The following is a 21010-nucleotide window of genomic DNA, read 5'->3' as shown; positions in this document are numbered from 1 at the left end:
ATCGAGCGCGATTCGACGCTGGCTGCCGATCATCCGGCGCGCCATGTCGTTTTCGAAGCGATGCAATCGCACACCGTGTGCCTGAGCGGCAGACGCGGATTACATCTCCGGAATGCGGATATCCGCCTGGACGATTTCGCTGCCGCGCGCCGATGCGGCGTTGACGGCTTCGTCCTTCTTGCTATATGGACCAATGGTTTCGGCGCCATCGAACGGAAAGAGCAGACGGCCGTCGGTCTTTCTGACGACTTTGAGCGTGCCGAAAAACCCGGAGGTGGGCGAGCCGCGGTAAGACGCATAAATTTCGAAGTCGCCGGCGCTGACGCCAGGCGCGGGAACGGTATAGCGGGAGGGGGAAAGCACGAGCTTCGGTCTTCGTCCAGTCATGATCTTCATCGGTAGCGTACGAGGGCTCGCCGGGAAGCAGCCGGACACCGGGGCAACGGTTTGAGCATCGCGCCGCTCGGGTTTGTCGATCTTTCCGACGAGCGGTGCGAGTACTGACTACCCAGCACTAACCGTTCCAGTCATCGGCCGCCTTGCTGTGCGGGTTTCGACAGGATGAAAAGAAAGCGGTATCCGCTCAACGCGACGCTTATGGCGCAAGCAACGGGTCGATAAGCTTGGTGGACCAGGGAAGGATGACGGGCGCGGGCATGGCCAAATGCTGCACGGACAAACGCGAATGCCACGTAACGTGCGACGCGGAACGTGCCGTTACTTCGCGCGGCCCGCAAACCGTTCCATTGCCTTTTCGAAGCGCGGATCGCCGAGATAGCCGACGTTGAAGCGGAACCACGGCGAGACGCTATTCGCGTGCGCCGAGAAAATGGTGCCGGGCGCGAGAATCACGTGCTTGTCGAGCATCTCGCGTGCGAAGGCGATGGAGTCGTCGCAACCGGGCAGCCTGGCCCACAGGTACAGACTCTGATCGCTCACCTTGTAAAGCGTCGCGCCGCAACGCGTGAGCACTTCGACGCCGTTGGCCGTAGCGCGCCGCAGCCGGTCTTGCAGGCGATTGGTATGCCGCAGGAAATGACCGTCGCTGACGATGGCGTCTAGCGTGCGTTCGCAGTATTCCGAGCTGCTGACGTGTGTGAGCATTTTCACGTCAGCCAGATCGCTTGCCAGATCCGCGCCGCACGCCAGAAAGCCGACCCGCAGTGCTGCCGATACCGACTTCGAAAAGCTGCCGACATAGATCGTGCGCCGCAATTGATCGAGCGCGCAGATGCGCGTGGCCGAGCGCGGCTTAAGATCGGCGAGGGCATCGTTTTCGACGACGATCAGATCGTGCGCTTCGGCAAGCCGCAAGATGCGATGGGCCTTGGCCGCGCTGATATCGGTCGCGGTCGGATTATGGCCGACCGATTGCGTGAAGAAGAGCTTCGGACGATGCGTCTTGAGCTGCTCTTCGAGCGCCACGATATCGGGCCCGTCCACACCGCGCGGCACGCCGACGATATTCGCGCCCGAGAGTTTGAGCTTGCCGAAGAGCGCGTAGTAACCGGGGTCATCGACGAGAACCGTGTCGCCTGCGCGCACGAAGTAACGCACGACCATGTCCATGGCCTGATTCGCGCCATGCGTGAGGACGATCTGCGGCGGCGCGGCCTCGATCTCGTATCCGGCCAGCTTTTGCTGCAAATGTTGGCGCAACGGCAGATAACCGAAGCGGCTGCCGTACCGAAAGAGCGACGCGACGCCCGTGCGCACCACGCGCTGATGAAAGTGATCGAGCCGCGTCTCTTCGAGCCACGCGACGGGCGGAAAGCCTTCGCCCACGTTGAGAAAGTCGGGCTTGCTCTGCAACTGTTCGCGCATGAGCCAGACGGAATCCATCGCGCGATCGAGTGTGGGCGCGTCTTCATCCGGTGGTTGCTGCCCGGCGACGCTCGCGACGAAAAAGCCCGCGCCGCGTCTCGGTTCGATCAGACCGCGCGCGGTCAACGCGTCGAACGCGCTGATGACGGTGTTTTTCGAGCAACCGTTCGCCTCAGCGTATTCCCTGATGGAAGGCAGTTTGTCGCCGGCGCGCAGGAGCCCGTCTTCGATCTGTCTGGCCAGATTGTCCGCCAGTGTTCCTGACAGGCTGGGCTTCTCATGGCGCATTGCATCTTCCTCTTATCGCATGTTCGCGTCTGTCATGGGTACAGTGCGCGCGCTGTCTTCTCGAATTGTACCTTTCCATTGGGTACAGCAAGCCTATTATTCGCCCAACCGCCGCACGCCCGCAAGCTTCGCGGGCGACGGATCGGACATCCATCGAAAGAGATAAGAGGAAGACACATGACAGATTCGCAATTGCCCAACTTTCGCGCGATGTCACCCGCGCAGCGCCTGAGCCATATTGCCCAGGCGACTGGCATGGACGACGCCGAGCACGCGCTACTGAAGACGCCCGGCGCGCTGTCGCTCGAAACGGCGGACGGCATGATCGAAAACGTGATCGGCACGTTCGAGTTGCCGATGGCCGTCGCAGGCTACTTTCAGATCAACGGTCGCGACGTGCTGGTGCCGATGGCGGTGGAAGAGCCGTCTATCGTCGCCGCAGCCTCTTATATGGCGAAGCTCGCGCGCGTGGAAGGCGGCTTTCGCACGTCGAGCACCGGTCCGCTGATGCGCGCGCAGGTGCAGGTGGTCGGCGTGTCGGACCCGTACGGCGCGCGTCTCGCTATCCTCAAGCATCGCGACGAGTTGATCGAGATGGCGAACGCACGCGACAAGGTGCTGATGGGTCTTGGCGGCGGTTGCCGCGATATCGAAGTACACGTGTTTCCGGAAACGCCGCGCGGCGCGATGGTCGTCGCGCATCTGATCGTCGATGTTCGCGACGCCATGGGCGCCAACACGGTCAACACGATGGCCGAAACGGTAGCCGGGCGTATCGAGGAAATCACGGGCGGCAAGGTGCGGTTGCGTATCCTCTCGAATCTCGCGGACTTGCGGCTTGCGCGCGCCTCCGTGCGCTACAGCGCCGCCACGCTGCAAACGAAGGAGTATTCGGGCGAAGACGTGATCGCCGGTGTGGTCGATGCCTATCTCTTCGCCGCCATCGATCCGTATCGCGCCGCGACGCATAACAAGGGCATCATGAACGGTATCGATCCGGTGATCGTCGCGACCGGCAACGACTGGCGCGCGGTCGAAGCGGGCGCGCATGCCTATGCGAGCCGCGGCGGCCGCTATACGTCGCTGACCACGTGGGAGGTGGCGAACAACGGCGACCTCGTCGGCACCATCGAAATGCCGATGCCCGTGGGGCTCGTCGGGGGCGCGACCAAGACGCATCCGCTCGCGCGGCTCGCGTTGAAGATCATGCAAGTCGAATCGGCGCAGGATCTCGGCGAAATCGCCGTGGCCGTCGGCCTCGCACAGAACATGGGCGCGTTGCGCGCGCTTTCCACGGAAGGCATCCAGCGCGGCCACATGGCGCTGCACGCGCGCAATATTGCGCTGGCGGCGGGCGCGAGCGGCGCGGATATCGACTGGGTCGTGAAGAAGATGGTCGCCGCGCGCAACGTGAGCGTCGACTACGGCATGAGCCTGCTGCAGGGGCCGCGCGATGCATGAGCTTCCGAAGCGCGTGCGGATCGTCGAAGTCGGTCCGCGCGATGGCTTGCAAAACGAACCGTCGCCTGTCTCGGCAACGGTGAAGGCCGAACTGATCGAGCGTCTGATCGATGCTGGCGTGCGCTATGTCGAAGCCGCGTCGTTCGTCTCGCCGAAATGGGTGCCGCAAATGGCCGATGGCGCGCAAGTGCTCGAGCGCGTGTTGCCGTCCGCGCGCCGCACGGGTACGACGCTCGCCGCGCTCGTGCCGAATCTCAAGGGACTCGAAGCCGCGCTCGCCGCACACGCGGATGAAGTCGCGGTGTTCGCGGCGGCGTCCGAGTCGTTCTCGCAGAAGAACATCAACTGCTCGATCGACGAAAGCATCGCGCGCTTCGAGCCGGTAATCGGCGCGGCGCGCAAGGCGGGCGTGCGCGTGCGCGGCTACGTGTCGTGCGTGCTCGGCTGCCCGTTCGAAGGCGAAATCGCGCCGGAAGCGGTCGCGCGCGTCGCCAAACGCCTTTACGATCTCGGCTGCTACGAGATCAGCCTAGGCGACACCATCGGTGCGGGCACGCCGCTCAAGACGCAAGCCATGCTCGACGCGTGCGCCGCGCAGGTTCCGCTGCAGGCGCTCGCCGGCCACTTTCACGACACGTGGGGCATGGGTGCCGCCAACGTGCTGGCCGCGCTGCAACGCGGCGTGGCGACCTTCGACAGCTCGGTATCCGGTATTGGCGGATGCCCTTATTCGCCGGGCGCGACGGGCAATGTCGCGACCGAGGACATCGTCTACCTGTGCGAAGGCATGGGCATGACGACGGGCATCGACCTCGACAAACTTGCGGATGCGGGCGCGTTCATTTCGGCAGCGCTCGGACGCGCAACATCGTCGCGCGTGGCGCGTGCACTGGAGGGCAAACGCCAGCGGGAAAGTGCGGCGCGCAAGGTTTGACGCACGACATCAATACGATACGAACTCCGTATAAGGAGGAGACATGGAACAACAACTCGCCGCGCATCAGCGCGGTCATCGGGCAACGACGAACGCGGCCGAGGCCGACTACAAGCTCGTCGAAATCTGGGGCGATACCGTCGATACGCGGCATCTCGCTTGGTCGGTCGTGCTCGGCATCGCGATCAGCTATGGCGCGTTCGCGGCGGCCAATCGCGTGCTCGCGGCCTATGTACCCGACCCGGCGATGGCGCGCGCCTACGCAATGCTCGTCGGTCTCGCGGGATGCCTGATTGCGGGCGCGGTCTGCGCGAAGTTGTTCCGCCCGAAGCGCGAAGTGATCGAGGAAGCGCATGGCGCGGCGGGCCGCGAGGAAGTGCTCGCGCAACTTGCGAGCGAAGCGGGTGGGCTCGGACGCGTCGCGGATCTGCCGCCCGCGGTGGCGGCGGAAATGAAGGAACTCGGCCTCTACGAACTCTTCGCCGATTACGAAAAGCGCGCCGATGTGCGCGAAGGAGCGCGCTGATGGAACCGCTCGTTCAACAACTGCTCGTCGCGCTGTCGATGGGTCTCATCGGCGCGGTCGTCTTTGCGGGCATCGGCCTCATCTCGGGCACGGACGAAACCACCACGCTCGCGCCGCTCACGCTGCTCGTCGTGTTGCTGGGTGTGCCGCCTGTCGGCGTATTCTCGTTCTTCATGGCGGGCGCGGTCTCCAAGCACATGACACACGCGATACCCACCGCGCTGCTCGGCATTCCCGGCGACACGCTCGCCACGCCGCTTCTGCAACAAGCGACGATGCTGCGCAATCTCGGCGTGCCGCACATTGCGCTGCGCAAGATGATCTCGGGCGCGATCATCGCGGCATTCGTCGCGGTCCCGCTCGCGGTGCTGTTCGCCGTGCTGCTCGCACCGTTCGGGCCGGTCATCACGAAGGCCGCGCCGTGGGTGTTTCTGGCGGCGGCCATTGCCATTGCATACTTTTCGTCGGGACGCTGGGCTTCGGTGCTGCTGCTCGTGCCGTTCGTGCTTTTGATCATCGGCTTGCAGGCGCTTACGGGCAAATATGGCGTCAAGCTCTCGGTCAGCTACTTTCTCGGCATCGCCATCGGGCCGCTTATCGCCGATCTCTTTTCGATACTTTCGCCCGTGGGCCGCGCACATATGCGGCGCGATCGTCCGCGCACGTTTTCGCTCGCGCCCGATGTAAAGGGCTGGACTGGTTACTTCCCGAATCCGCTGAAGGTGCTCGATGGCCAGCAACGCGGCTGGGTCGTCGCGACCGCCGCCATCTCCAGCGCGACCTTCGTGTTCAGCCCGGTCGCCATGACGGTCGTGCTCGGCGAACTCGTCGGCTCGCGCGTGAAGCATGCGTATCACCGGCTCACGACCGTGATTTCGGCGCGTAACGGTGTGACCGAGGCCACGTATATCGCCGAGGCGCTGATTCCGCTCATCGCTTTCGGTCTGCCGCTGAGTCCGGTCGCGGCGGGACCGGCCGCGCCGCTCTTCAACGCGCCGCCGCGCTTTACCGTGGATACCGCGACGGGTCACATCAACAATCTTCACACGATGATGACGACCTGGCAGTTTCTCGGCTTCGGCTTGCTTGCGGTGGTGCTGGCGGCACTCGTGGCCTATCCGCTGTCGATGAACTACGCGCATCGCGCGGCGTCGTTCGTCGCACGCAAGCTGAGTCACGAGGCGATCATCGCGACCTTCGTCGGCTTGATCGTGGTGATCAGCGTGTGGGAAGGGCAACTGCTCGGGCTGCTCGTGATCCTGACCGTGGGGCTGATCGGCGGACTGTTGTCGCGCTTGTTCGGCTTCAACACCGGCGTGCAGTTCATGGGCTACTACACGGCGGTCCTGAGCGTGCCGGCCATCACGAAGCTCTTCGGCGGCTAGCCGCGCGCGGACGTATCCTTGATGGTTCACGCCATCGAGGAGCGAATGTGACGAGTCAGGACTTGAAAGAGCGCGCGGTGTCGCCTCCCGTGGTGCGGCACGCCGCGCCGCAAGGTCCGTGCGATGAACTGATCATTCGCACGCAGCCTGAAGCGACCGATCGACCCTGCCGGCGCAAACGGCTCGCGCTGGCGGCGACGATCCTCGGTTCCAGCATGGCCTTCATCGACGGCTCGGTCGTCAACGTCGCGCTCTCGTCCATTCAAAGCCAGCTTGGCGCGAGCGTCGCGGCCATGCAGTGGGTCGTGAACGCGTATCTGCTTTCGCTCGGCTCGCTCGTGCTGGTCGGCGGGTCGATGGGCGACAAGCTCGGCCGTCGCACCGTGTTCATCGCGGGCATCGCCATCTTCATGCTGGCTTCGGCGGTATGCGGCTTCGCGCCCGATACCGCGTGGCTCATCGGCGCGCGGGCGGTGCAGGGCATCGGCGCGGCGCTCCTCGTGCCGAGCAGTCTCGCGATCATCGGCGCCGTGTTCGAGGGCGAAGCGCGCGGACGCGCCATCGGCACATGGGCGGGCGTTGGCGCAATTACGTCGGCGCTCGGTCCGGCGGCGGGCGGCTGGCTCGTCGATGCCTACTCATGGCGCGCGATCTTCTTCCTCAATGTGCCGCTGGCCGCTGCGACCATCGCGCTCGCCATGCTGGCCGTTCCCGACAGCCACAAGCCCGACGCGACACAGCGCCTCGACTGGCCCGGCGCGGCCTGCGCGGCGGCGGGACTCGCGGCGCTGACCTATGGACTCACGGAAGCATCGGCACGCGGTTTCGGGAATCCGCTCGTGCTGTGCGCGCTGGTCGTCGGCGTGCTCGTGCTTGCCGTGTTCGTCGCGATAGAAGCGAAAAGCGCGGCGCCGATGATGCCGCTCGATGTCTTCCGCTCGCGCGACTTCAGCGGCGCGAACGTCGTCACGTTGCTGCTGTACTTCGGCTTGGGCGGCGTGTTGTTCTTCCTGCCGTTCACGCTGATTCGCGCCTATGGCTATACGGCGACGCAAGCGGGCGCCGCGCTCTTGCCGATGCCGCTCATCATCGGACTGCTGTCGCGCGTGACAGGCGGCGTGACGGGGCGCTTCGGCGCGCGCACATTGTTGACCGTGGGGCCGTGCGTCGCGGGCTTCGGCTTCGGCATGCTCGCGCTGCCTTTCGTGAGCGGCAGCTACTGGACGGGCTTTCTTCCCGCGCTCGTCGTGCTCGGCATCGGCCTCACGATCACGGTCGCGCCGCTCACTTCGGTCGTCATGGCGTCGGTCGAGAGCGAACGCGTGGGCGTGGCATCGGGGATCAACAATGCGGTTGCACGCGTGGCGAGCCTGCTTGCGATTGCGCTGCTCGGCATTGTGTTCGTGTGGTCGCACGACGCCGCGATGGCTTCCAAGGCAGCATCTGTCAGCGATGCCAGCGCGGTCGCCGGCGCATTGCGCGCCGTCGCGTTGCTGTCCGCGCTATGCGCTTTCGCAGCGGGAGGCGTCGCGGTCGCGACGATTCGCTCCGGCCGTTAAGTGTTGTTTATGTTCATTCGACGCTCGGCGGCGTGACGCGCGATGAGCTCGTCGAGCCGCGAAAGAAAGAGGCGCAAGGTCGGCGACTGATTCGACTTGCTATAGCCGACAGCCAGGTCGATAGTCGGTGCATCGCCTGCCAAGGGACGGCTGACGACGGACCACGGCATCAAATTCTGAACGTACGATGGAATCAGCACGAGACCGCGCGTCGATGCCACGAGCGACATGACCATCGCCGGGTTATCGACGCTCTGCGATGGCACGATATGCACGCCCGAGCGCTCGAGATAATCGTCGACGACGGAACGCAGCACCTTCGCCTTGCCCGCCATGGCAATGAACGGTTCGCCCACGAGGTCTTGCGGCGCAATCTCGGCGCGTGCGGTCAACGCGTGATCGCTCGGCATCAACACGACGAGCGGTTCTTTATCGACGATGTAATACGCCAGATCGAAGTCCGGCTCCGCGCGCATGAAGGCGAGGTCGAGCTTGCCGCGCGCGACGCCTTCCGCGAGTTCGGTCGAATAATCGCTCGATACCGTGACATCGACGTTGAGCAATTCGTCGCGAAGGATATGCATGGCGCCCGGAAGCCAGTTCATCTCCTGGCCCGTGAGAAAGCCGAGCGCGAAACGTTGCTTGCTTGGCGTCGCGGCACGGCGCGCGGCTTCGACGGCGGCATCGACCTGATTCAAGGCGATTTTCGCGTGTTCCATGAAGGCCTTGCCAGCGGGCGTCAGATCCACGCCGCGCGCGCTACGCTCGAAGAGGCGCGTGCCGACCTGATCTTCCAGATCACGGATCTGTCTGCTGAGCGAAGGCTGCGACGTGAACAGCCGCTCTTCCGCCGCTTCGGTCAGACTGCCGGTTTCCGCCACTGCAATGAAGTACCGCAGATGCCGCAGTTCCATGGGCTTCCCGTGCGAGTCGTTGAACGTATCACCCGGAGATTATCCGGGCAATCGTCCAACTGCACGAGTCGTCATGCGCGTTCAACGGTCAAAGCTTCGAGCCGCCGTCCACGTGTAGCGTCTCGCCCGTGACCCAGCGTGCGGCATTCGAAGCAAGAAAGGCCACGGCGTCGCCGATGTCGTCCGGCTGCGCAATGCGTTTGAGCGCCTGCATGCCGAGCGTGAGTGCGCGGCCATCGTCGGTCTTCGTGAAGTTCGACATATCGGTTTCCACGACGCCCGGCGCCACCGCATTCACGCGAATGCCGCGTTCGCCGAGCGTCGCCGCGAAGTGCTTGACGAGCGTATCGACCGCGCCTTTGGTCGCGGCGTAAGCGGACAGCGAGGTCACGGACGCGCGCGCCACGAGCGACGACAGCAAGACCACGCTGCTGCCCTTGCACATCGCGGGAAGCAGTTGCTGCACGAGGAAGTAGGGCGCGCGCACGTTCACGGCGTAGAGCGCGTCGAAGTCATCGACGGTCGTATTCTCGATGCTCGCGGCCTTCGAGATGCCCGCGTTGGCAACCAGGATGTCGAGCCTGTCGCCGACCACTTCACGTACACGCCGTGCGAGTTGGTGCGGTCCGTCTGCATCGCGCAAATTCGCCTGCACTTTCTGCGCGGTGCCGCCTGCGGCGCGAATCTGCGCGACGACGGCTTCGGCTTCCTGTTCGCCGCTGCTGTAGTGAACCAGCACGCTTGCCCCTGCACGCGACAGCGCGATAGCCGTTGCGCGACCGATACCGCGCGATGCGCCCGTGACGAGCGCGGTCTTGCCTGAAAGATCGTTCATGTCGTTGCTCCTTTAATAGGGAAGAGAACGCGTCAGCCCGCGGTCTTGCCACCATCGACGGTGACGATCTGACCCGTGACGAACGAGGCCGTATCCGAAGCAAGAAAGACGATTGCGCGCGCGATATCGACAGGCGTGCCAACACGTCCAAGCGGCACCTTCGATGCAAGCGCGGCCTTGCGTTCGGAGGTTCCGGTGAAGCGGTCGAGCATGCCGGTATCCGTGGGGCCGGGCGCCACTGCGTTGACCCGCACGCCGAGCGCCGCGACTTCGAGTGCGGCGGACTTCGTCATGCCTTCGACCGCATGCTTGCTGCCCGCATAGACCGACGCGAACGCCGCACCTTCATGCCCGTAAGTCGACGACACGTTCACGATGCTGCCGTGCTTCTGCGCCTGCATGACGCGCAGTTCGTGCTTCATGCTAAGGAGCGTGCCGAGCACGTTGGTATCGAAAGTCGATGCATAGCTTGCGGCGCTCTGATCGACGATCGCACCGGGCTGGCCTTCGGTGCCCGCGTTGTTCACGGCGGCATCGATACGGCCGAAGTGCGCGACGGCTGCATCGACGAGATCGCGCACGCTGTCTTCGTGGCGTACGTCGGCGGCAACGAAGAGCGCTTCTCCACCGCGTTCGCGCAGTTCGGCTTCGAGCGCGCGTCCTTCGGCTTCACGCCGGCCCGATACGACGATGCGCGCGCCGCTGTCGGCAAAAGCAAACGCCGTTGCGCGGCCAATGCCGGTGAGCGCGCCCGTGATGAGAATGACTGGCTTGTCCATTTCGTGACTCCATCGAGGTCTGAGAGAGACGGGGTTGTGTTGCAGACCCGTCGGTGGAATCAAATGTAGGGTGCGTGCTTGCTCAAGAAAAAGACTTTCGAGGCAGCCGGTCATGCCTGCGAGGCATGACGCATTGGAATCACGAACTGGCCTCGCGTTCGGGAAAACGCCACTCCTGTCCCGCGACGCTATGTGCGTCACGTCACATTCAATCGCCAGGCGCGAGTCTATAAAGACTGGTCGCGACCATCCAGACGTTGCGCGTCATTCGTCGTACTTGCGTACATTCGCAGCCCGCCCCCAACGGAGTTTCCATGAACACGACGATGAGCATGAGCTTCAAAACCCGAATGAAACGCACGATCAAATGGCGGCTGATCGCCGTGGTCGCCGCGTTGCCGGACTGGGTTCAGACGCTGCTCTTCGTCTCGTGGATCAGGCGCTTCGGCGAACGCGTGCCCGTCTTGCGCGTGCTTTATAACGGCTGCTATAGAACGCATCCTATCGACCGCATGCTCGGCACCGATACAGGCGGCATTTATCCGCCCGAATCCGACAGCGGCCCCGGCGCCGATGCGGGCAATCTACCGTATATGGGATCGCAGCCAAGCATTGTGCGGCATGCGCTGCAGCAACTTGGAGACGTGCGTGGCAGCACGTTCATCGATATCGGCTGCGGAAAAGGGCGGCCGATGATCGTGGCCACCGAGTTTCCTTTCGACGCCGTGCTCGGTTATGACCTGGCCGAGCCGCTCATCGAGATAGCGAACCGCAATGCCGAGATCGTTGCGCGCCGGTTTCCGCAGAGGATACGCATGCAGGCCTTCGTCGAGAATGCGCTCGAACTCGCATTTCCGAAGGGCGATCTCGTTGTCTTCCTGTTCAATCCCTTCGGCGCCGCGCTCATGGCAACGCTTCTGAACAATCTGGAGAAAGCGGTTGCAGATGCAACTATCCGCAAACTCACGGTGGTTTATATCTACCCCGTCTGCGCGCATGTCTTCGATCAATCGCCGATCTTGACGCGACAGCTCTCGTGCTCGATTCCCTATGACAGTCACGAAATAGGCTATGGGGCAGAGTCGGAGCAGACTGTGATCGTCTGGAGCAACGCAGCACGAACGGACGTTTGAGTTCCGGCAATGTGCGCTAGTACACGTTCACTTTCGTTGGGTATTCTAAATATTCGTTGAACCCTGCGCGAAGTGAACCATACTTCCTTGGCATTTTCCGATCACTACTGCCACGTCGGCTGACTCATTAGAAGAGTCGGACGCGGAGCGTTCGCGGGCAATCCGCGGGCGCGAGGGGACAAACATGGCTTCCACGATTACCCGGCGCTCGTTCGTCACGGGGACGGCGTCGGCGCTTGCGCTTGCGTCCATACCCGAACTCGGTTTCGCCGCGACGCCCAATGTCATACGGCTCGAATGGCAAGTCTTCAAGACAACGCCTCACTACGCGTCGTTTCTCAATGCCATCCGCACCATGCGAGCCACGGCCGACAGCAGCAAACCGGCATCATGGCAGTACTGGAGCAACGTGCATTCGAATTATTGCCCGCATGGCGTGGCGTACTTCCTGACGTGGCATCGCGGTTATATCTATTACTTCGAGCAACAACTGCGCACTGTGTCAGGCGATAACACGCTGACGCTTCCGTACTGGGATTACTACACGTATCCCGTGATGCCCTCCGAATTCACCGATACCGCGAGCGGCAATCCCTTATACACATCGCGTGTGAACACGAACGTCTATCAGGCGCTCGATTTGAGCCCGTTCGCGCGCAGCGTCGCCAATTTTCAGCGTGGCACGAGCAACGCGTTCGAGACTAAACTGGAGAATGCACCGCACAATCCGGTGCATGACATCATCGGCGGATACATGGCGGATATCATGACCGCGCCGCTCGATCCCATTTTCTATCTGCATCATGCGAACCTCGACCGCCTGTGGAATGCGTGGTCGTTGCGCTCGACGAGCAAGGTTCCTGCAGCCAACAACAAGTACTGGTCCGGCAGCTTCACGTATGCGACCAACCTCACGATGACGAAGGCCAAGACGCGGACGACCACGGGGCTGGGATACGATTACGCCAACGATACCGTTCCAGTCATCTTGCCACCGCAAGCAGAACGCGGCGGAATCATTCGGGTTCAGGCGCAAATGTCACCTATAAGCGGACGTCCTCAGATAGGCACCTTTACCGCAAGCGCGGGGCGCACGGTGTCATCCACGCGGCGTTCGCTTGGCGGCGTGAAGGGCGTGGCCCTTGCCGACAACTCCATCAGCGCGCGCATTGCGCTTCAAGCCGCCAATGCCACGTTGCTGCGCGATACGCTTGCCGTGGCTCCGGAAGCGGACGACAGCAGCGCGATCGAATCGCAAGCGCAGTCGCAATCGCAAGCGGCCAGGCCCGCCGCTTCGGGATTTCGTCATGTGAATCTCGTGCTGGACGGCGTGTCCATGCCGGCGGCGGCACGTGCCGGCGGATTCTTCTACAACGTCTATGTGAATTTGCCCGCAACCGGCGACCCGGATGCTCAACGCGATGCTCACTTCGTCGGCACGCTCGGCGCGTTCGAGGTATCGACAGCGACGCATCACGGCGGCAGCTCGATCGAGTTTCCCGTGACTGAATTGCTCGCGCGCGCGGGCGTGACGAACCCGAATGAAGTGGTCGTGTCGTTCGTGCGCGTGAGCGGTGTGAATGCGGTTAAGGGAACGGCGATATCCATCGGCGAGATGCGCGTCGAACTTGCCGCGGATGCCCCATAAGCCGCGCTCACTGCGTTGATTTCTGTCCGTTTCTCGCGGTGAGTTGCTCGTACACGTCGTGCGACACCGCGAGCAATTGCGGCCGTGCAATCGCGCCCGATACCGCATAGCCGAAGTCGCCATCGACCCAATAGAACACGTTGACCGAGCCGTCCTGATACAGCTTGAACGCGGTGACGTCGCGGCTCACTTTGCGATGAGACACGTTGAGCGTGATGCGTTCGCCATTGGCATCGTGATACATGAACTGCGCGATAGGACCTTCATCGCCGGGCAAGAGACGGCCGCCCATCAGATTGAAGCCCACGCGCGTGAGCACGGGCGCGTGCACGTCGGTGCCGAGGCGGCTCGATAGCCACTTCACGAGTTCTTCTTCCTGATCCGCGCCGACTTCGACGGGACGCGTGACCATCGGCGCATACGTGACATAGGCGATAGCCGATTGCCGCGCGAACGATTCGTCGCGGGAGAGGCTGACGTGACGAAGCGAAGTGTTCTCGCCATTCGGCATGAGCATGTCGCGCGCTGTTTCGCTGAACATGCCGCCCACGCCGATGCCGATACCCAGCACGAGTGCCGCAGCAAGTCCCGCAAAGCGCGGCCAATTCGCGGCTTCACGTCGACCCGCATCGACCTTCGTGACAGTGCTGGATGCCGATTCGAGCGGCAGCACGAGACGTTGCGGCAGCGGCTCTTGCAATACGCGATCGTACCGTTCATGCAGCATGCTGTTGAGCGAAAAGTAGTCGCTCACGCGGCCCGCGAGCGCGTCGTCGGTTTCAAGCAGCCGATCGATTTCCTCGCGCCGTTGTTCGGCGATCACGCCATCCACGTAAGCCTGGATTTCGTCCTCGCTGACGGGAGTCGATTGTCTGTTCATCGCACCACCTTCAATTGAGCGCTGTCCTGCTTGCCTGCCATTAGCGCGCGAAGCCGCTCGCGTCCGCGCGAAAGCCGCGACATTACCGTGCCGAGCGGTATTTCGAGGGCGAGCGCCACTTCCGCATAGCTCATCTCTTCGAGCCCGACGAGCAGCACCACTTGCCGCTGTTCGATGGGCAGACGCTGCAGCGCATAGTCGAGATCGCGCATTTCCAGCGATTGCGTGTCGCGGCTAGCCACCGCGAACTCGCTTTCGTCGATAGCTTCTTCATCGACGGAGACATGCACGGCTCGCGCATCCGCACGGCGCGTTTGGTTGGCGAACACGTTGTGCATGATCGTGAAAAGCCACGCGCGCAGGTCGGTGCCGGATTCGAATTTTTCGGTGTTGCGCAGGGCGCGTTCGAGCGTGTCCTGCACGAGATCGTCGGCGAGTTCCTGATTGCGGATGAGCGCACGCGAATAGCGCCGCAAACGCGGTACGTGGTCCATCAATTGGTCTCGCACGCTCATTGCGGCTCCTTGCAGCGGGCGGTTCGATTGTCGGCGCGGGCGTTCACGAGGCATTCCCTTGCATGTTTTGTTGCTTCGCCAGCAAGTCGGCCGCGCGCATCAGTCCTTGCGTGCCCGCTCTAGCGCCCACCACTGTGCGCACGCCAGCGGTCGAAGTCCATTCGAGAAGGCGCGCCGCATCGATTCTATGCGCCTGCCACGGCGTTCGCATGGATGCCGCGGGTGCGCGCATCGAGAGCAGGACGAGCGGTTCATTTAAAGCGTTGCGATAGGTGATTACGCTGACCGTCGAGAAAGCGCCGAGCGTCACGTTGCGTATGCAGTTAGCGCGAAATCCAAGCGACGAAAGATCGGGCGCGGCAGCGGCGGGAACGGGCGTTGTCGCTTTTGGTGCATCTATCGATAGTGCTTCGACAGCTGCGCGTTCGAGTGCCGCGTCAGGGACGCGCACGGTGACCCAGATCGCCGAAATCATGAGCGCGAAACACGCCAGGATCGCCGCGAGTAACCGGAAGCGCAGGTCGATCGTGGGACGGCGCGATGCTGGTTGAGCGTGGCTGACGTCGTACATCGAACGCAGTTGCACGTTCAGTCGATCGTAAAACACGACTCTGCGCGCTTCGTCCGGCCGCCGCGCCAGATAGGCGTGCAAGCGTTCGGTCCGTTCCGACGCGAGCACGCCGTCCGCGAAAGCCTGGACATCGGCTTCGGATAGACGCATTTCAGAGGGCGGATTCACGATTGCGGGCCTGTTCGAGGATCGGGTCAATGACGCAAACAGCGCCACGCCGCGTTTATTCCGCAAGACGCGAAATATTTTTCGATGCAGCGGCGGGCGAGCTTGCGGCCATCAGGAACCGGCGTAGATATGGCAGAAGCTGTAGGGCCCCACGCATTGCGAGGCGCTCATGTTCATGCGTGCGTTGCCCGAGTCTCTCGTGGACGCGGCGCCGCCGTATGAGGTCGTATCCGCGGAATTCGCATGCGCAACCTGGTTCTGATAGATCGGGCTGACGTCGGGATACGAGGCATCGACCACGAGTCGCGAGCCGTTTTGCTCGGCCTGAACGAGTTGTGCGCGGACTTCGGCGCGTGTGAGACTCTGCGCGAAAGCGCCTGAGGAGAGGACGAGTGCGGCGGATACAGCGGCGAGTTTGACGAGGTTCATGTTCGGCTCCTTGAGCGTGTTTAATGGGCTTGCATGTAGACAAACAACCGTTGCGGCAAATCTATTCCCGAGAATTTTCGGCATGAACGTGCTTGCTGACTGAGGGTTGGTTACTTCGCTTTGTCGTCACGTGCGAGCAGTGCGCGAATCTTTTCCTCGGTCTGCGCGTATTGACCTTCGCCGAAGTGGCTATAGACGAGTTTGCCGTTCTGATCGATGAGATAGAACGCTGGCCAGTATCGATTCCCATAGGCTCGCCATGTCGCGAACTCGTTGTCTTGCGCAACGGGGTATTCAATGCCATTGCGAACGATGGCTTTCCTGAGATTGCCCGTATCGCGTTCGAAGCCATACTCGGGCGAATGCACGCCCACCACGACGAGTCCTTTGTCGCGATAGCGCGCATGCAAGTCCTTCACGTAGGGCAGCGTGTGAGCGCAATTGATGCAGTCGAAAGTCCAGAACTCGACGAGCACCACCTTGCCGCGCAGTTGCTTAAGATCGAGCGGCGCGCTGTTGAACCAGTTGTCGATACCCTTGAAGTCCGGCGCGTTTGCACCGTTCGCTACGGTTGCGGTAGCGGGCAACGAGACATGAGTGGATGCAAAGACCGCGAACGCCGCGCTGCCCGCGATGCCCGCTGCAACAGCGGCGATCCTGAAACGACTGAACATGATTTACTCCTTTGGAGTCGATGTCAGGTCGTATTGGATCGCGGCGGTGTATCTCGCTTGTGGTGGTTATGAATCGGCGTGTGTCGCTTCAGGATGCGGATACGCTGTGATACGAAGCGTATCCGCAAGGCATCAGCATGACGACGCTGTAGCGCAAGCTCAATGGCTCGCGTTGAACGCAAGATAGCGCCAGACGAATTCATCGCCGATGCGCTGCACCTTGCCTGCTGAGGTCATCGGGAAATGCGCGGGAAAGACCGTTGCATTCGTCTCGGCTGCATGGTTCAAGAGCCATTCGCGCGAAGCGCGTGCAAGATCAGGTCGAAGGCAGAAGGTCGAACCGAACTGCGGTCTTGATACTTGCAACGGGCTATGCATGACATCGCCCGAGAAGAGCGCACGCTCGTTGCCGGACGTTATCTCTATCGCCATGTGTCCCGCGCTATGCCCGAAGGTTGGCCAAAAGCGGATGCCTTCGCGAAGGATTGCGCCTTCGTCCGGCACGGTAAGCGCGATGCCCGCATCGATCAAAGGCGCAACGCTGTCATCGAACACCATGCGTCGCGGTGCGCCCGCGGGCGTGTCGAAGAACGCGCGCTCACGTTCGCTGAATACATGAGTCGCGTTGGGAAACACAGGCGTCCAGCGCCCGTTCTCCCAATGCGTATTCCAGCCGACGTGATCGACATGCAAATGCGTGAGCAGCACATAATCCACGCGATGCCGGTCGAAGCCCGCCGCTTCGAAACGCTGCAGTACAGGGTTGTCGAGCCGGTCGAATAGCGCACTGAAGGGTCTTGGCTTTCCGTTGCCGATGCCCGTATCCACCACGAGCGTCAGCCCGTCGATCTCGACGACCCATAGATGTGTGCGTAGCGTCACTTGCTGATTGTCCGAACCGATGCTCGCCAAATCTTCGTTGGGAAACAGCACGTCGGCCCTTAACGAAAATTCCGTTTCGTCGATACGCGTGACCCGCATTTCGTTAAGACGCCAGTCGAGCGCTGTGTTCATGCGTTCTTCCTCGTAGTCGATGCAATGCGCGTCGTCGCCAATGCATAAAGCAGGGCGCTCGCAAGCGCGGATACACCGCCGACGATGGCGAGCGCCGTGCCTAAGCCGGCATGCGCACCCGCGAGATGCTCGTTGAGGTAGCCTACCGCGAGCGGACCGACGCCGCCGCTTATCGCATTGGTCATGAAGACGAGCAGCGCGATCGAACGGCCGCGCATGCGATTAGGCACGGCGATTTGCAGCGGCACAGGGGCGAGCGCCATCGCAATGCTCGCGGCGAGCGCACATGCGCCGTAGAGCAAGATCGCGAGCGTGCTGTTGGTCACGAGCGGCATGGCGATGGCGGCGGGCACCAGCGCGGTCACGGCGCATGTCGACAGCAGGAGGACTTTGTGTAGCGTGCGTTCGTCGGTGACGCGCGCGGCGAGCATGCCAGCAAGCGCCACGCCCATCATGCCGCCGATCATGTAAGCAGGCGCGGCCATCTTTCCGACCATGGCGGGCGCAAGATGGAAGTGCCGCATGAGCAAGGTGGGAAACCACGCGGCATGCGAATAGAACAGCGTGATGAGCGCGACATAAGCGGCGAAGTACGGTGCGCAGAAGCGATTGCGCACGAACAGTTCGGCGAGCACTTCGCGTAGCGAGGGCAGGGCTTCATCAAAATCCGTATTGGCGATGCTGATAGTCGTGGCTTCGCGTCTTGCCGGCTCGCGAATTGTCAAGGCAACGAGTGCTGCCAGCACGAGTCCTGGTGATCCGACGAGCACGAAAACCGCTTGCCACGGCTGAAAGCCATGCGCGGCGAGCCATGTACTCACGTCGCCGCCAGCGGCGGATAGCAGCATGCCGCCGCCGAAAAGTGCAAGCCCGCCGCCGATATACGGTCCCAGCATGAAGACGCTGCTCGCTCGCGCGACCTTACGCGGCGCGAAGATATCGCTGAAGATGGAGAGCGCCGCAGGACTCAGCGCCGCTTCCGCGATGGCTGTTCCCGCGCGCGCGAACAGCAGTTCCGTGAAGCTCGTCGCGAAGCCGCAAAGAGCCGTGGAAATGGCCCAGATCGCGACGCATAGGGCGATCAGCCTGACGCGATTGGCGCGATCCACGAGACGCGCGACGAACACACCCGCAGTCGCATAGCACATGGTGAACGAGAAGCCTTGCAGCAGTCCGATTTGAGTATCGGTGATGCCGAGCGTGAGCTTGATCGGCTGCACGAGAATGCTGACGATCTGACGGTCCAGATACGAAAACGCGAAGCACGTGAAGAACAACAGCACGACGTACAGCGGATGACGGACGTCGAGCGGGGCATCGGCGTTAGAAGCCGACGCAAGCGGATGAGCGCTCATGCGAATGCTCCTTGAAATCAGTCGAGGGATGCTTCGGCGGCAAGAAGCGCAATGCAATCGCCAGCTTCGACGCGGGCAAAGGTGCGCGCACACATCACGCGACCATCGCCACGAAATGCGATTTCGCGCGGCGCGCGCCACGGTTCTTGTGGATCGAAGAGACGGCCCGCGAGCTGACCCGAGCGCACTTCGTCGTTCAAGGCGAAGGCGGGTTCGAAGACGCCCGCATGCGGCGCATACACGTAATGCTGCGTGCCTTCCACGCGTAGATAACGCGTCCTGGGCGGCGCATCGTGCGCCGCATCGTGCAATACATCGAGGCGATGCAGCACGCGCTGCAAACCGCTTTCGACGATAGCGAGATTTGCCGCGTCGCAGCCGGCATGGCCGCCGAATTCGCCGCATAGGAAGAGCGTGTCGTGGCGTTCGGCCGCGGCTGCGAAGGTGCGATCCTCGCCGAGCAGATCCATGATCATGGTGTAGGGCGCGCCGAACGCGCGCACCAGATCGAGATAGCGCGCGCGACGTGCGGCATCGCCCGATGGCGGCGATGCAAGCAGTGTCGGCGCATGTTCGAAGCTCGCGCCGCCCGCGTGCAGGTCGATGACGACATCGGCGCGCGGCAGCAGTTCTGTCTCGACATAATGCGCAATCATCTCGGTCGGCTTGCCGTGACGTGAGCCGGGGAAGAGCCGGTTGAGATTGCCGCCGTCGATAGGCGATGTGCGCGAGCCATTCACGAACGCCGGAAAATTCAGCCCCGGTATGACGATGATACGACCTCGAATCGAAAGCGATGGCATGCGCTGCATGAGCTTCATCAGCGCGACGGGGCCTTCATATTCGTCGCCGTGATTGCCGCCGGTAAGAAGCACCGTGGGGCCGTCGCCCGCGTTCAGGACGGCGAGCGGAATGGGGATATGACCGTATGCGGAACGGTCATGCGACCACGGTAGACGCAGTGTGCCGGTCTGAAAACCGTGGCGTTCGTAGTCGATATCGGTTGCAATGAGCGAGGCTGTAGTGGACATGAGCGGATCTCGAATCGAGTAGGTTCGTATCCACTATTGCCGACGAAATATCCGCTGGCCAATGCCGTTTTCTGCAGCGGGCGATGCCTTCAGGGCATCACGCTTCAGGGTGCTTTTGCGCTTCGAGCAGTTCGATGAAGCGTTGCAATGCCGCGCTGCCATGCTGCGCAAGAAAGCAGAATTCGAGCGGCAACGGCACCGACAGGTCCTCCACTTCGACGAAGCGCACGCGTGCGGGCGGACGTTCGCGATTGGCCGCATTTACGAGCGCCGCGCCGACGCCTGCCGCGACGAGCGAGAGAATCGCGGTTTCGGTGGAGGCTTCCTGGCGAATATTCAGCGTGAGACCGCGCTCGGCGCACGCGGAGATGAGGCGGTCATAGTAGGCCGCATAGACGTGTCGCGGAAACGCGATGAACGGCAGCGCGGCAAGCTCGCTTGCACGCACCCTGGCTTGCGCGGCGAGCGGACATTGCTCGGGCACCGCAAGCACCACGTTCTGTTCGAGCAGCCGGATGCTGGCGAAGCCATCGGGCAGCGCGCCGAAGCGGTAACAAAAGCCGCCTTCGAGCCGTTCGGCGGCGATGGCATCGAGTTGCTCGGGCGTGTTCATCGGCTGCAATTCGAGCGCTATGTCGCGAGCGTTCTGCTGAAACGCGTTGAGCGCGGACAGCACGAGACCGCTCCACGATGCATTCTCGACGAAACCCACACGCAAACGTCCTTGTTCGCCCGATGCAATGCGATGCGCGAGCCGGTTCGCGGCATCGACATGGGCGAGGATCGCGCGTGCTTCGGAGAGATAGGCAATGCCGGCAGCGGTCAGCTTCAGGCCGCGCGGCGTGCGTTCGAAAAGCGTCGCGCCGATGGTCTGTTCGAGATCTTGAATCTGCCGGGAAATGGCGGGCTGCGTGACATGCAGATGCTCGGATGCGGCGCGCACGCTGCGCAATTCGGCAACGGCAATGAAGTAACGAAGATGGCGCAGTTCCATGTGTTGGTCGGGCGTGAGACGGCCATGTGAGCGGTGAGAGACACGAAGAAGTCTCTCACTTTGCCCGAGGAACTGCGATGCGAATGACCTTGG

21 protein-coding genes are annotated in these 21010 nt (G+C 62.5%); 7 read left to right on the top strand and 14 right to left on the bottom strand.

From position 1 onward, the window contains the following. Positions 1–99: 99 nt before the first annotated feature. A complete protein-coding gene (locus P9292_RS40560; protein WP_250469853.1) occupies positions 100–387 on the bottom strand; it encodes a DUF6723 family protein in 288 nt (95 codons plus the stop codon). A gap of 330 nt (positions 388–717) precedes the next feature. Continuing rightward, a complete protein-coding gene (locus P9292_RS40555; RefSeq protein WP_250494918.1) occupies positions 718–2112 on the bottom strand; it encodes a PLP-dependent aminotransferase family protein in 1395 nt (464 codons plus the stop codon). On the opposite strand from P9292_RS40555, the gene P9292_RS40550 reads away from it, so the two are divergent. The 5 genes from P9292_RS40550 to P9292_RS40530 are packed head-to-tail and all read left to right on the top strand — an operon-like array spanning position 2104 to position 7977. Continuing rightward, positions 2104–3573 carry a hydroxymethylglutaryl-CoA reductase, degradative gene (locus tag P9292_RS40550; protein ID WP_309965378.1) on the top strand — a complete coding sequence of 490 codons (1470 nt, stop codon included), beginning with the start codon at positions 2104–2106 and terminating at the stop codon, positions 3571–3573. The genes P9292_RS40555 and P9292_RS40550 overlap by 9 nt on opposite strands. After that, a complete protein-coding gene (locus P9292_RS40545) occupies positions 3566–4507 on the top strand; it encodes a hydroxymethylglutaryl-CoA lyase (RefSeq protein ID WP_250511451.1) in 942 nt (313 codons plus the stop codon). The genes P9292_RS40550 and P9292_RS40545 overlap by 8 nt, the downstream gene beginning before the upstream one ends. Positions 4508–4550: 43 nt before the next feature. After that, positions 4551–5033 (top strand): hypothetical protein, encoded by a 483-nt coding sequence (locus P9292_RS40540; RefSeq protein WP_309965373.1) that lies wholly within the window; start codon positions 4551–4553, stop codon positions 5031–5033. Further along, positions 5033–6418: a tripartite tricarboxylate transporter permease gene (locus P9292_RS40535; protein ID WP_309965369.1), complete on the top strand. Its 1386-nt coding sequence runs from the start codon at positions 5033–5035 to the stop codon at positions 6416–6418. The genes P9292_RS40540 and P9292_RS40535 overlap by 1 nt, the downstream gene beginning before the upstream one ends. Before the next feature lie 47 nt (positions 6419–6465). Further along, entirely contained in the window at positions 6466–7977 is a 1512-nt protein-coding gene (locus P9292_RS40530; RefSeq protein WP_409015555.1) for an MFS transporter, read from the top strand. Here the strand turns inward: P9292_RS40530 and P9292_RS40525 are convergent. The 3 genes from P9292_RS40525 to P9292_RS40515 all read right to left on the bottom strand — a co-directional run bounded on the left by P9292_RS40525 (position 7974) and on the right by P9292_RS40515 (position 10505). Next, the gene (locus P9292_RS40525) at positions 7974–8891 is read right to left on the bottom strand and encodes a LysR family transcriptional regulator (RefSeq protein ID WP_309965366.1); all 918 of its coding nucleotides are present in this window, start codon (positions 8889–8891) and stop codon (positions 7974–7976) included. The two genes, P9292_RS40530 and P9292_RS40525, sit on opposite strands and share 4 nt — an antisense overlap. Positions 8892–8979: 88 nt before the next feature. Next, complete coding sequence (locus P9292_RS40520) at positions 8980–9726, bottom strand: SDR family NAD(P)-dependent oxidoreductase (protein WP_250469848.1); 747 nt, start codon at positions 9724–9726, stop codon at positions 8980–8982. A 32-nt stretch (positions 9727–9758) separates the two neighbouring features. Next, positions 9759–10505 (bottom strand): glucose 1-dehydrogenase, encoded by a 747-nt coding sequence (locus P9292_RS40515; RefSeq protein ID WP_309965363.1) that lies wholly within the window; start codon positions 10503–10505, stop codon positions 9759–9761. A gap of 314 nt (positions 10506–10819) precedes the next feature. Here P9292_RS40515 and P9292_RS40510 point away from each other — a divergent pair, with 314 nt between their 5' ends. Both P9292_RS40510 and P9292_RS40505 read left to right on the top strand, forming a co-directional pair. Continuing rightward, positions 10820–11638, top strand: a complete 819-nt coding sequence (locus P9292_RS40510; protein ID WP_309965360.1) for a class I SAM-dependent methyltransferase — start codon at positions 10820–10822, stop codon at positions 11636–11638. Between the two features lie 184 nt (positions 11639–11822). After that, the gene (locus tag P9292_RS40505) at positions 11823–13286 is read left to right on the top strand and encodes a tyrosinase family protein (RefSeq protein ID WP_309965357.1); all 1464 of its coding nucleotides are present in this window, start codon (positions 11823–11825) and stop codon (positions 13284–13286) included. Positions 13287–13293: 7 nt separating this feature from the next. On the opposite strand, the gene P9292_RS40500 is transcribed toward P9292_RS40505, so the two are convergent. The 9 genes from P9292_RS40500 to P9292_RS40460 form a co-directional block, all read right to left on the bottom strand. Further along, positions 13294–14166 carry an anti-sigma factor gene (locus tag P9292_RS40500; RefSeq protein ID WP_309965354.1) on the bottom strand — a complete coding sequence of 291 codons (873 nt, stop codon included), beginning with the start codon at positions 14164–14166 and terminating at the stop codon, positions 13294–13296. Further along, positions 14163–14681: an RNA polymerase sigma factor gene (locus P9292_RS40495; RefSeq protein WP_244831775.1), complete on the bottom strand. Its 519-nt coding sequence runs from the start codon at positions 14679–14681 to the stop codon at positions 14163–14165. Before P9292_RS40495 ends, P9292_RS40500 begins: the two co-directional genes overlap by 4 nt. Before the next feature lie 43 nt (positions 14682–14724). Further along, positions 14725–15420, bottom strand: a complete 696-nt coding sequence (locus P9292_RS40490; protein ID WP_309965351.1) for a transcriptional regulator — start codon at positions 15418–15420, stop codon at positions 14725–14727. A gap of 111 nt (positions 15421–15531) precedes the next feature. After that, the gene (locus P9292_RS40485; RefSeq protein WP_309965347.1) at positions 15532–15849 is read right to left on the bottom strand and encodes a DUF4148 domain-containing protein; all 318 of its coding nucleotides are present in this window, start codon (positions 15847–15849) and stop codon (positions 15532–15534) included. 110 nt (positions 15850–15959) lie between these two features. Further along, the gene (locus P9292_RS40480) at positions 15960–16523 is read right to left on the bottom strand and encodes a thioredoxin family protein (RefSeq protein ID WP_309965345.1); all 564 of its coding nucleotides are present in this window, start codon (positions 16521–16523) and stop codon (positions 15960–15962) included. Positions 16524–16682: 159 nt separating this feature from the next. Then, positions 16683–17537 (bottom strand): MBL fold metallo-hydrolase, encoded by an 855-nt coding sequence (locus tag P9292_RS40475; protein ID WP_309965342.1) that lies wholly within the window; start codon positions 17535–17537, stop codon positions 16683–16685. Continuing rightward, positions 17534–18892, bottom strand: a complete 1359-nt coding sequence (locus P9292_RS40470; RefSeq protein WP_309965339.1) for an MFS transporter — start codon at positions 18890–18892, stop codon at positions 17534–17536. Before P9292_RS40470 ends, P9292_RS40475 begins: the two co-directional genes overlap by 4 nt. Before the next feature lie 17 nt (positions 18893–18909). Beyond that, complete coding sequence (locus tag P9292_RS40465) at positions 18910–19923, bottom strand: succinylglutamate desuccinylase/aspartoacylase family protein (RefSeq protein WP_250469839.1); 1014 nt, start codon at positions 19921–19923, stop codon at positions 18910–18912. Positions 19924–20020: 97 nt separating this feature from the next. Continuing rightward, on the bottom strand, positions 20021–20917 hold the full coding sequence (locus tag P9292_RS40460; RefSeq protein WP_244831768.1) for a LysR family transcriptional regulator: 897 nt from the start codon (positions 20915–20917) through the stop codon (positions 20021–20023). Positions 20918–21010 lie beyond the last annotated feature (93 nt).

It is taken from the genome of Caballeronia sp. LZ001 (assembly GCF_031450875.1).
Taxonomy (GTDB): domain Bacteria; phylum Pseudomonadota; class Gammaproteobacteria; order Burkholderiales; family Burkholderiaceae; genus Caballeronia.
Note: the sequence above shows the minus strand (reverse complement) of the source record. Positions and strands in the feature narration are given on the sequence as shown.

Bases quoted from the DNA above. Each gene is read 5' to 3' on its own strand.
- P9292_RS40560 (WP_250469853.1), bottom strand. From the start codon at position 387: ATGACTGGACGAAGACCGAAGCTCGTGCTTTCCCCCTCCCGCTATACC.
- P9292_RS40550 (WP_309965378.1), top strand. From the start codon at position 2,104: ATGGCGCATTGCATCTTCCTCTTATCGCATGTTCGCGTCTGTCATGGG.
- P9292_RS40555 (WP_250494918.1), bottom strand. From the start codon at position 2,112: ATGCGCCATGAGAAGCCCAGCCTGTCAGGAACACTGGCGGACAATCTG.
- P9292_RS40545 (WP_250511451.1), top strand. From the start codon at position 3,566: ATGCATGAGCTTCCGAAGCGCGTGCGGATCGTCGAAGTCGGTCCGCGC.
- P9292_RS40540 (WP_309965373.1), top strand. From the start codon at position 4,551: ATGGAACAACAACTCGCCGCGCATCAGCGCGGTCATCGGGCAACGACG.
- P9292_RS40535 (WP_309965369.1), top strand. From the start codon at position 5,033: ATGGAACCGCTCGTTCAACAACTGCTCGTCGCGCTGTCGATGGGTCTC.
- P9292_RS40525 (WP_309965366.1), bottom strand. From the start codon at position 8,891: ATGGAACTGCGGCATCTGCGGTACTTCATTGCAGTGGCGGAAACCGGC.
- P9292_RS40520 (WP_250469848.1), bottom strand. From the start codon at position 9,726: ATGAACGATCTTTCAGGCAAGACCGCGCTCGTCACGGGCGCATCGCGC.
- P9292_RS40515 (WP_309965363.1), bottom strand. From the start codon at position 10,505: ATGGACAAGCCAGTCATTCTCATCACGGGCGCGCTCACCGGCATTGGC.
- P9292_RS40510 (WP_309965360.1), top strand. From the start codon at position 10,820: ATGAACACGACGATGAGCATGAGCTTCAAAACCCGAATGAAACGCACG.
- P9292_RS40505 (WP_309965357.1), top strand. From the start codon at position 11,823: ATGGCTTCCACGATTACCCGGCGCTCGTTCGTCACGGGGACGGCGTCG.
- P9292_RS40500 (WP_309965354.1), bottom strand. From the start codon at position 14,166: ATGAACAGACAATCGACTCCCGTCAGCGAGGACGAAATCCAGGCTTAC.
- P9292_RS40495 (WP_244831775.1), bottom strand. From the start codon at position 14,681: ATGAGCGTGCGAGACCAATTGATGGACCACGTACCGCGTTTGCGGCGC.
- P9292_RS40485 (WP_309965347.1), bottom strand. From the start codon at position 15,849: ATGAACCTCGTCAAACTCGCCGCTGTATCCGCCGCACTCGTCCTCTCC.
- P9292_RS40480 (WP_309965345.1), bottom strand. From the start codon at position 16,523: ATGTTCAGTCGTTTCAGGATCGCCGCTGTTGCAGCGGGCATCGCGGGC.
- P9292_RS40475 (WP_309965342.1), bottom strand. From the start codon at position 17,537: ATGAACACAGCGCTCGACTGGCGTCTTAACGAAATGCGGGTCACGCGT.
- P9292_RS40470 (WP_309965339.1), bottom strand. From the start codon at position 18,892: ATGAGCGCTCATCCGCTTGCGTCGGCTTCTAACGCCGATGCCCCGCTC.
- P9292_RS40465 (WP_250469839.1), bottom strand. From the start codon at position 19,923: ATGTCCACTACAGCCTCGCTCATTGCAACCGATATCGACTACGAACGC.
- P9292_RS40460 (WP_244831768.1), bottom strand. From the start codon at position 20,917: ATGGAACTGCGCCATCTTCGTTACTTCATTGCCGTTGCCGAATTGCGC.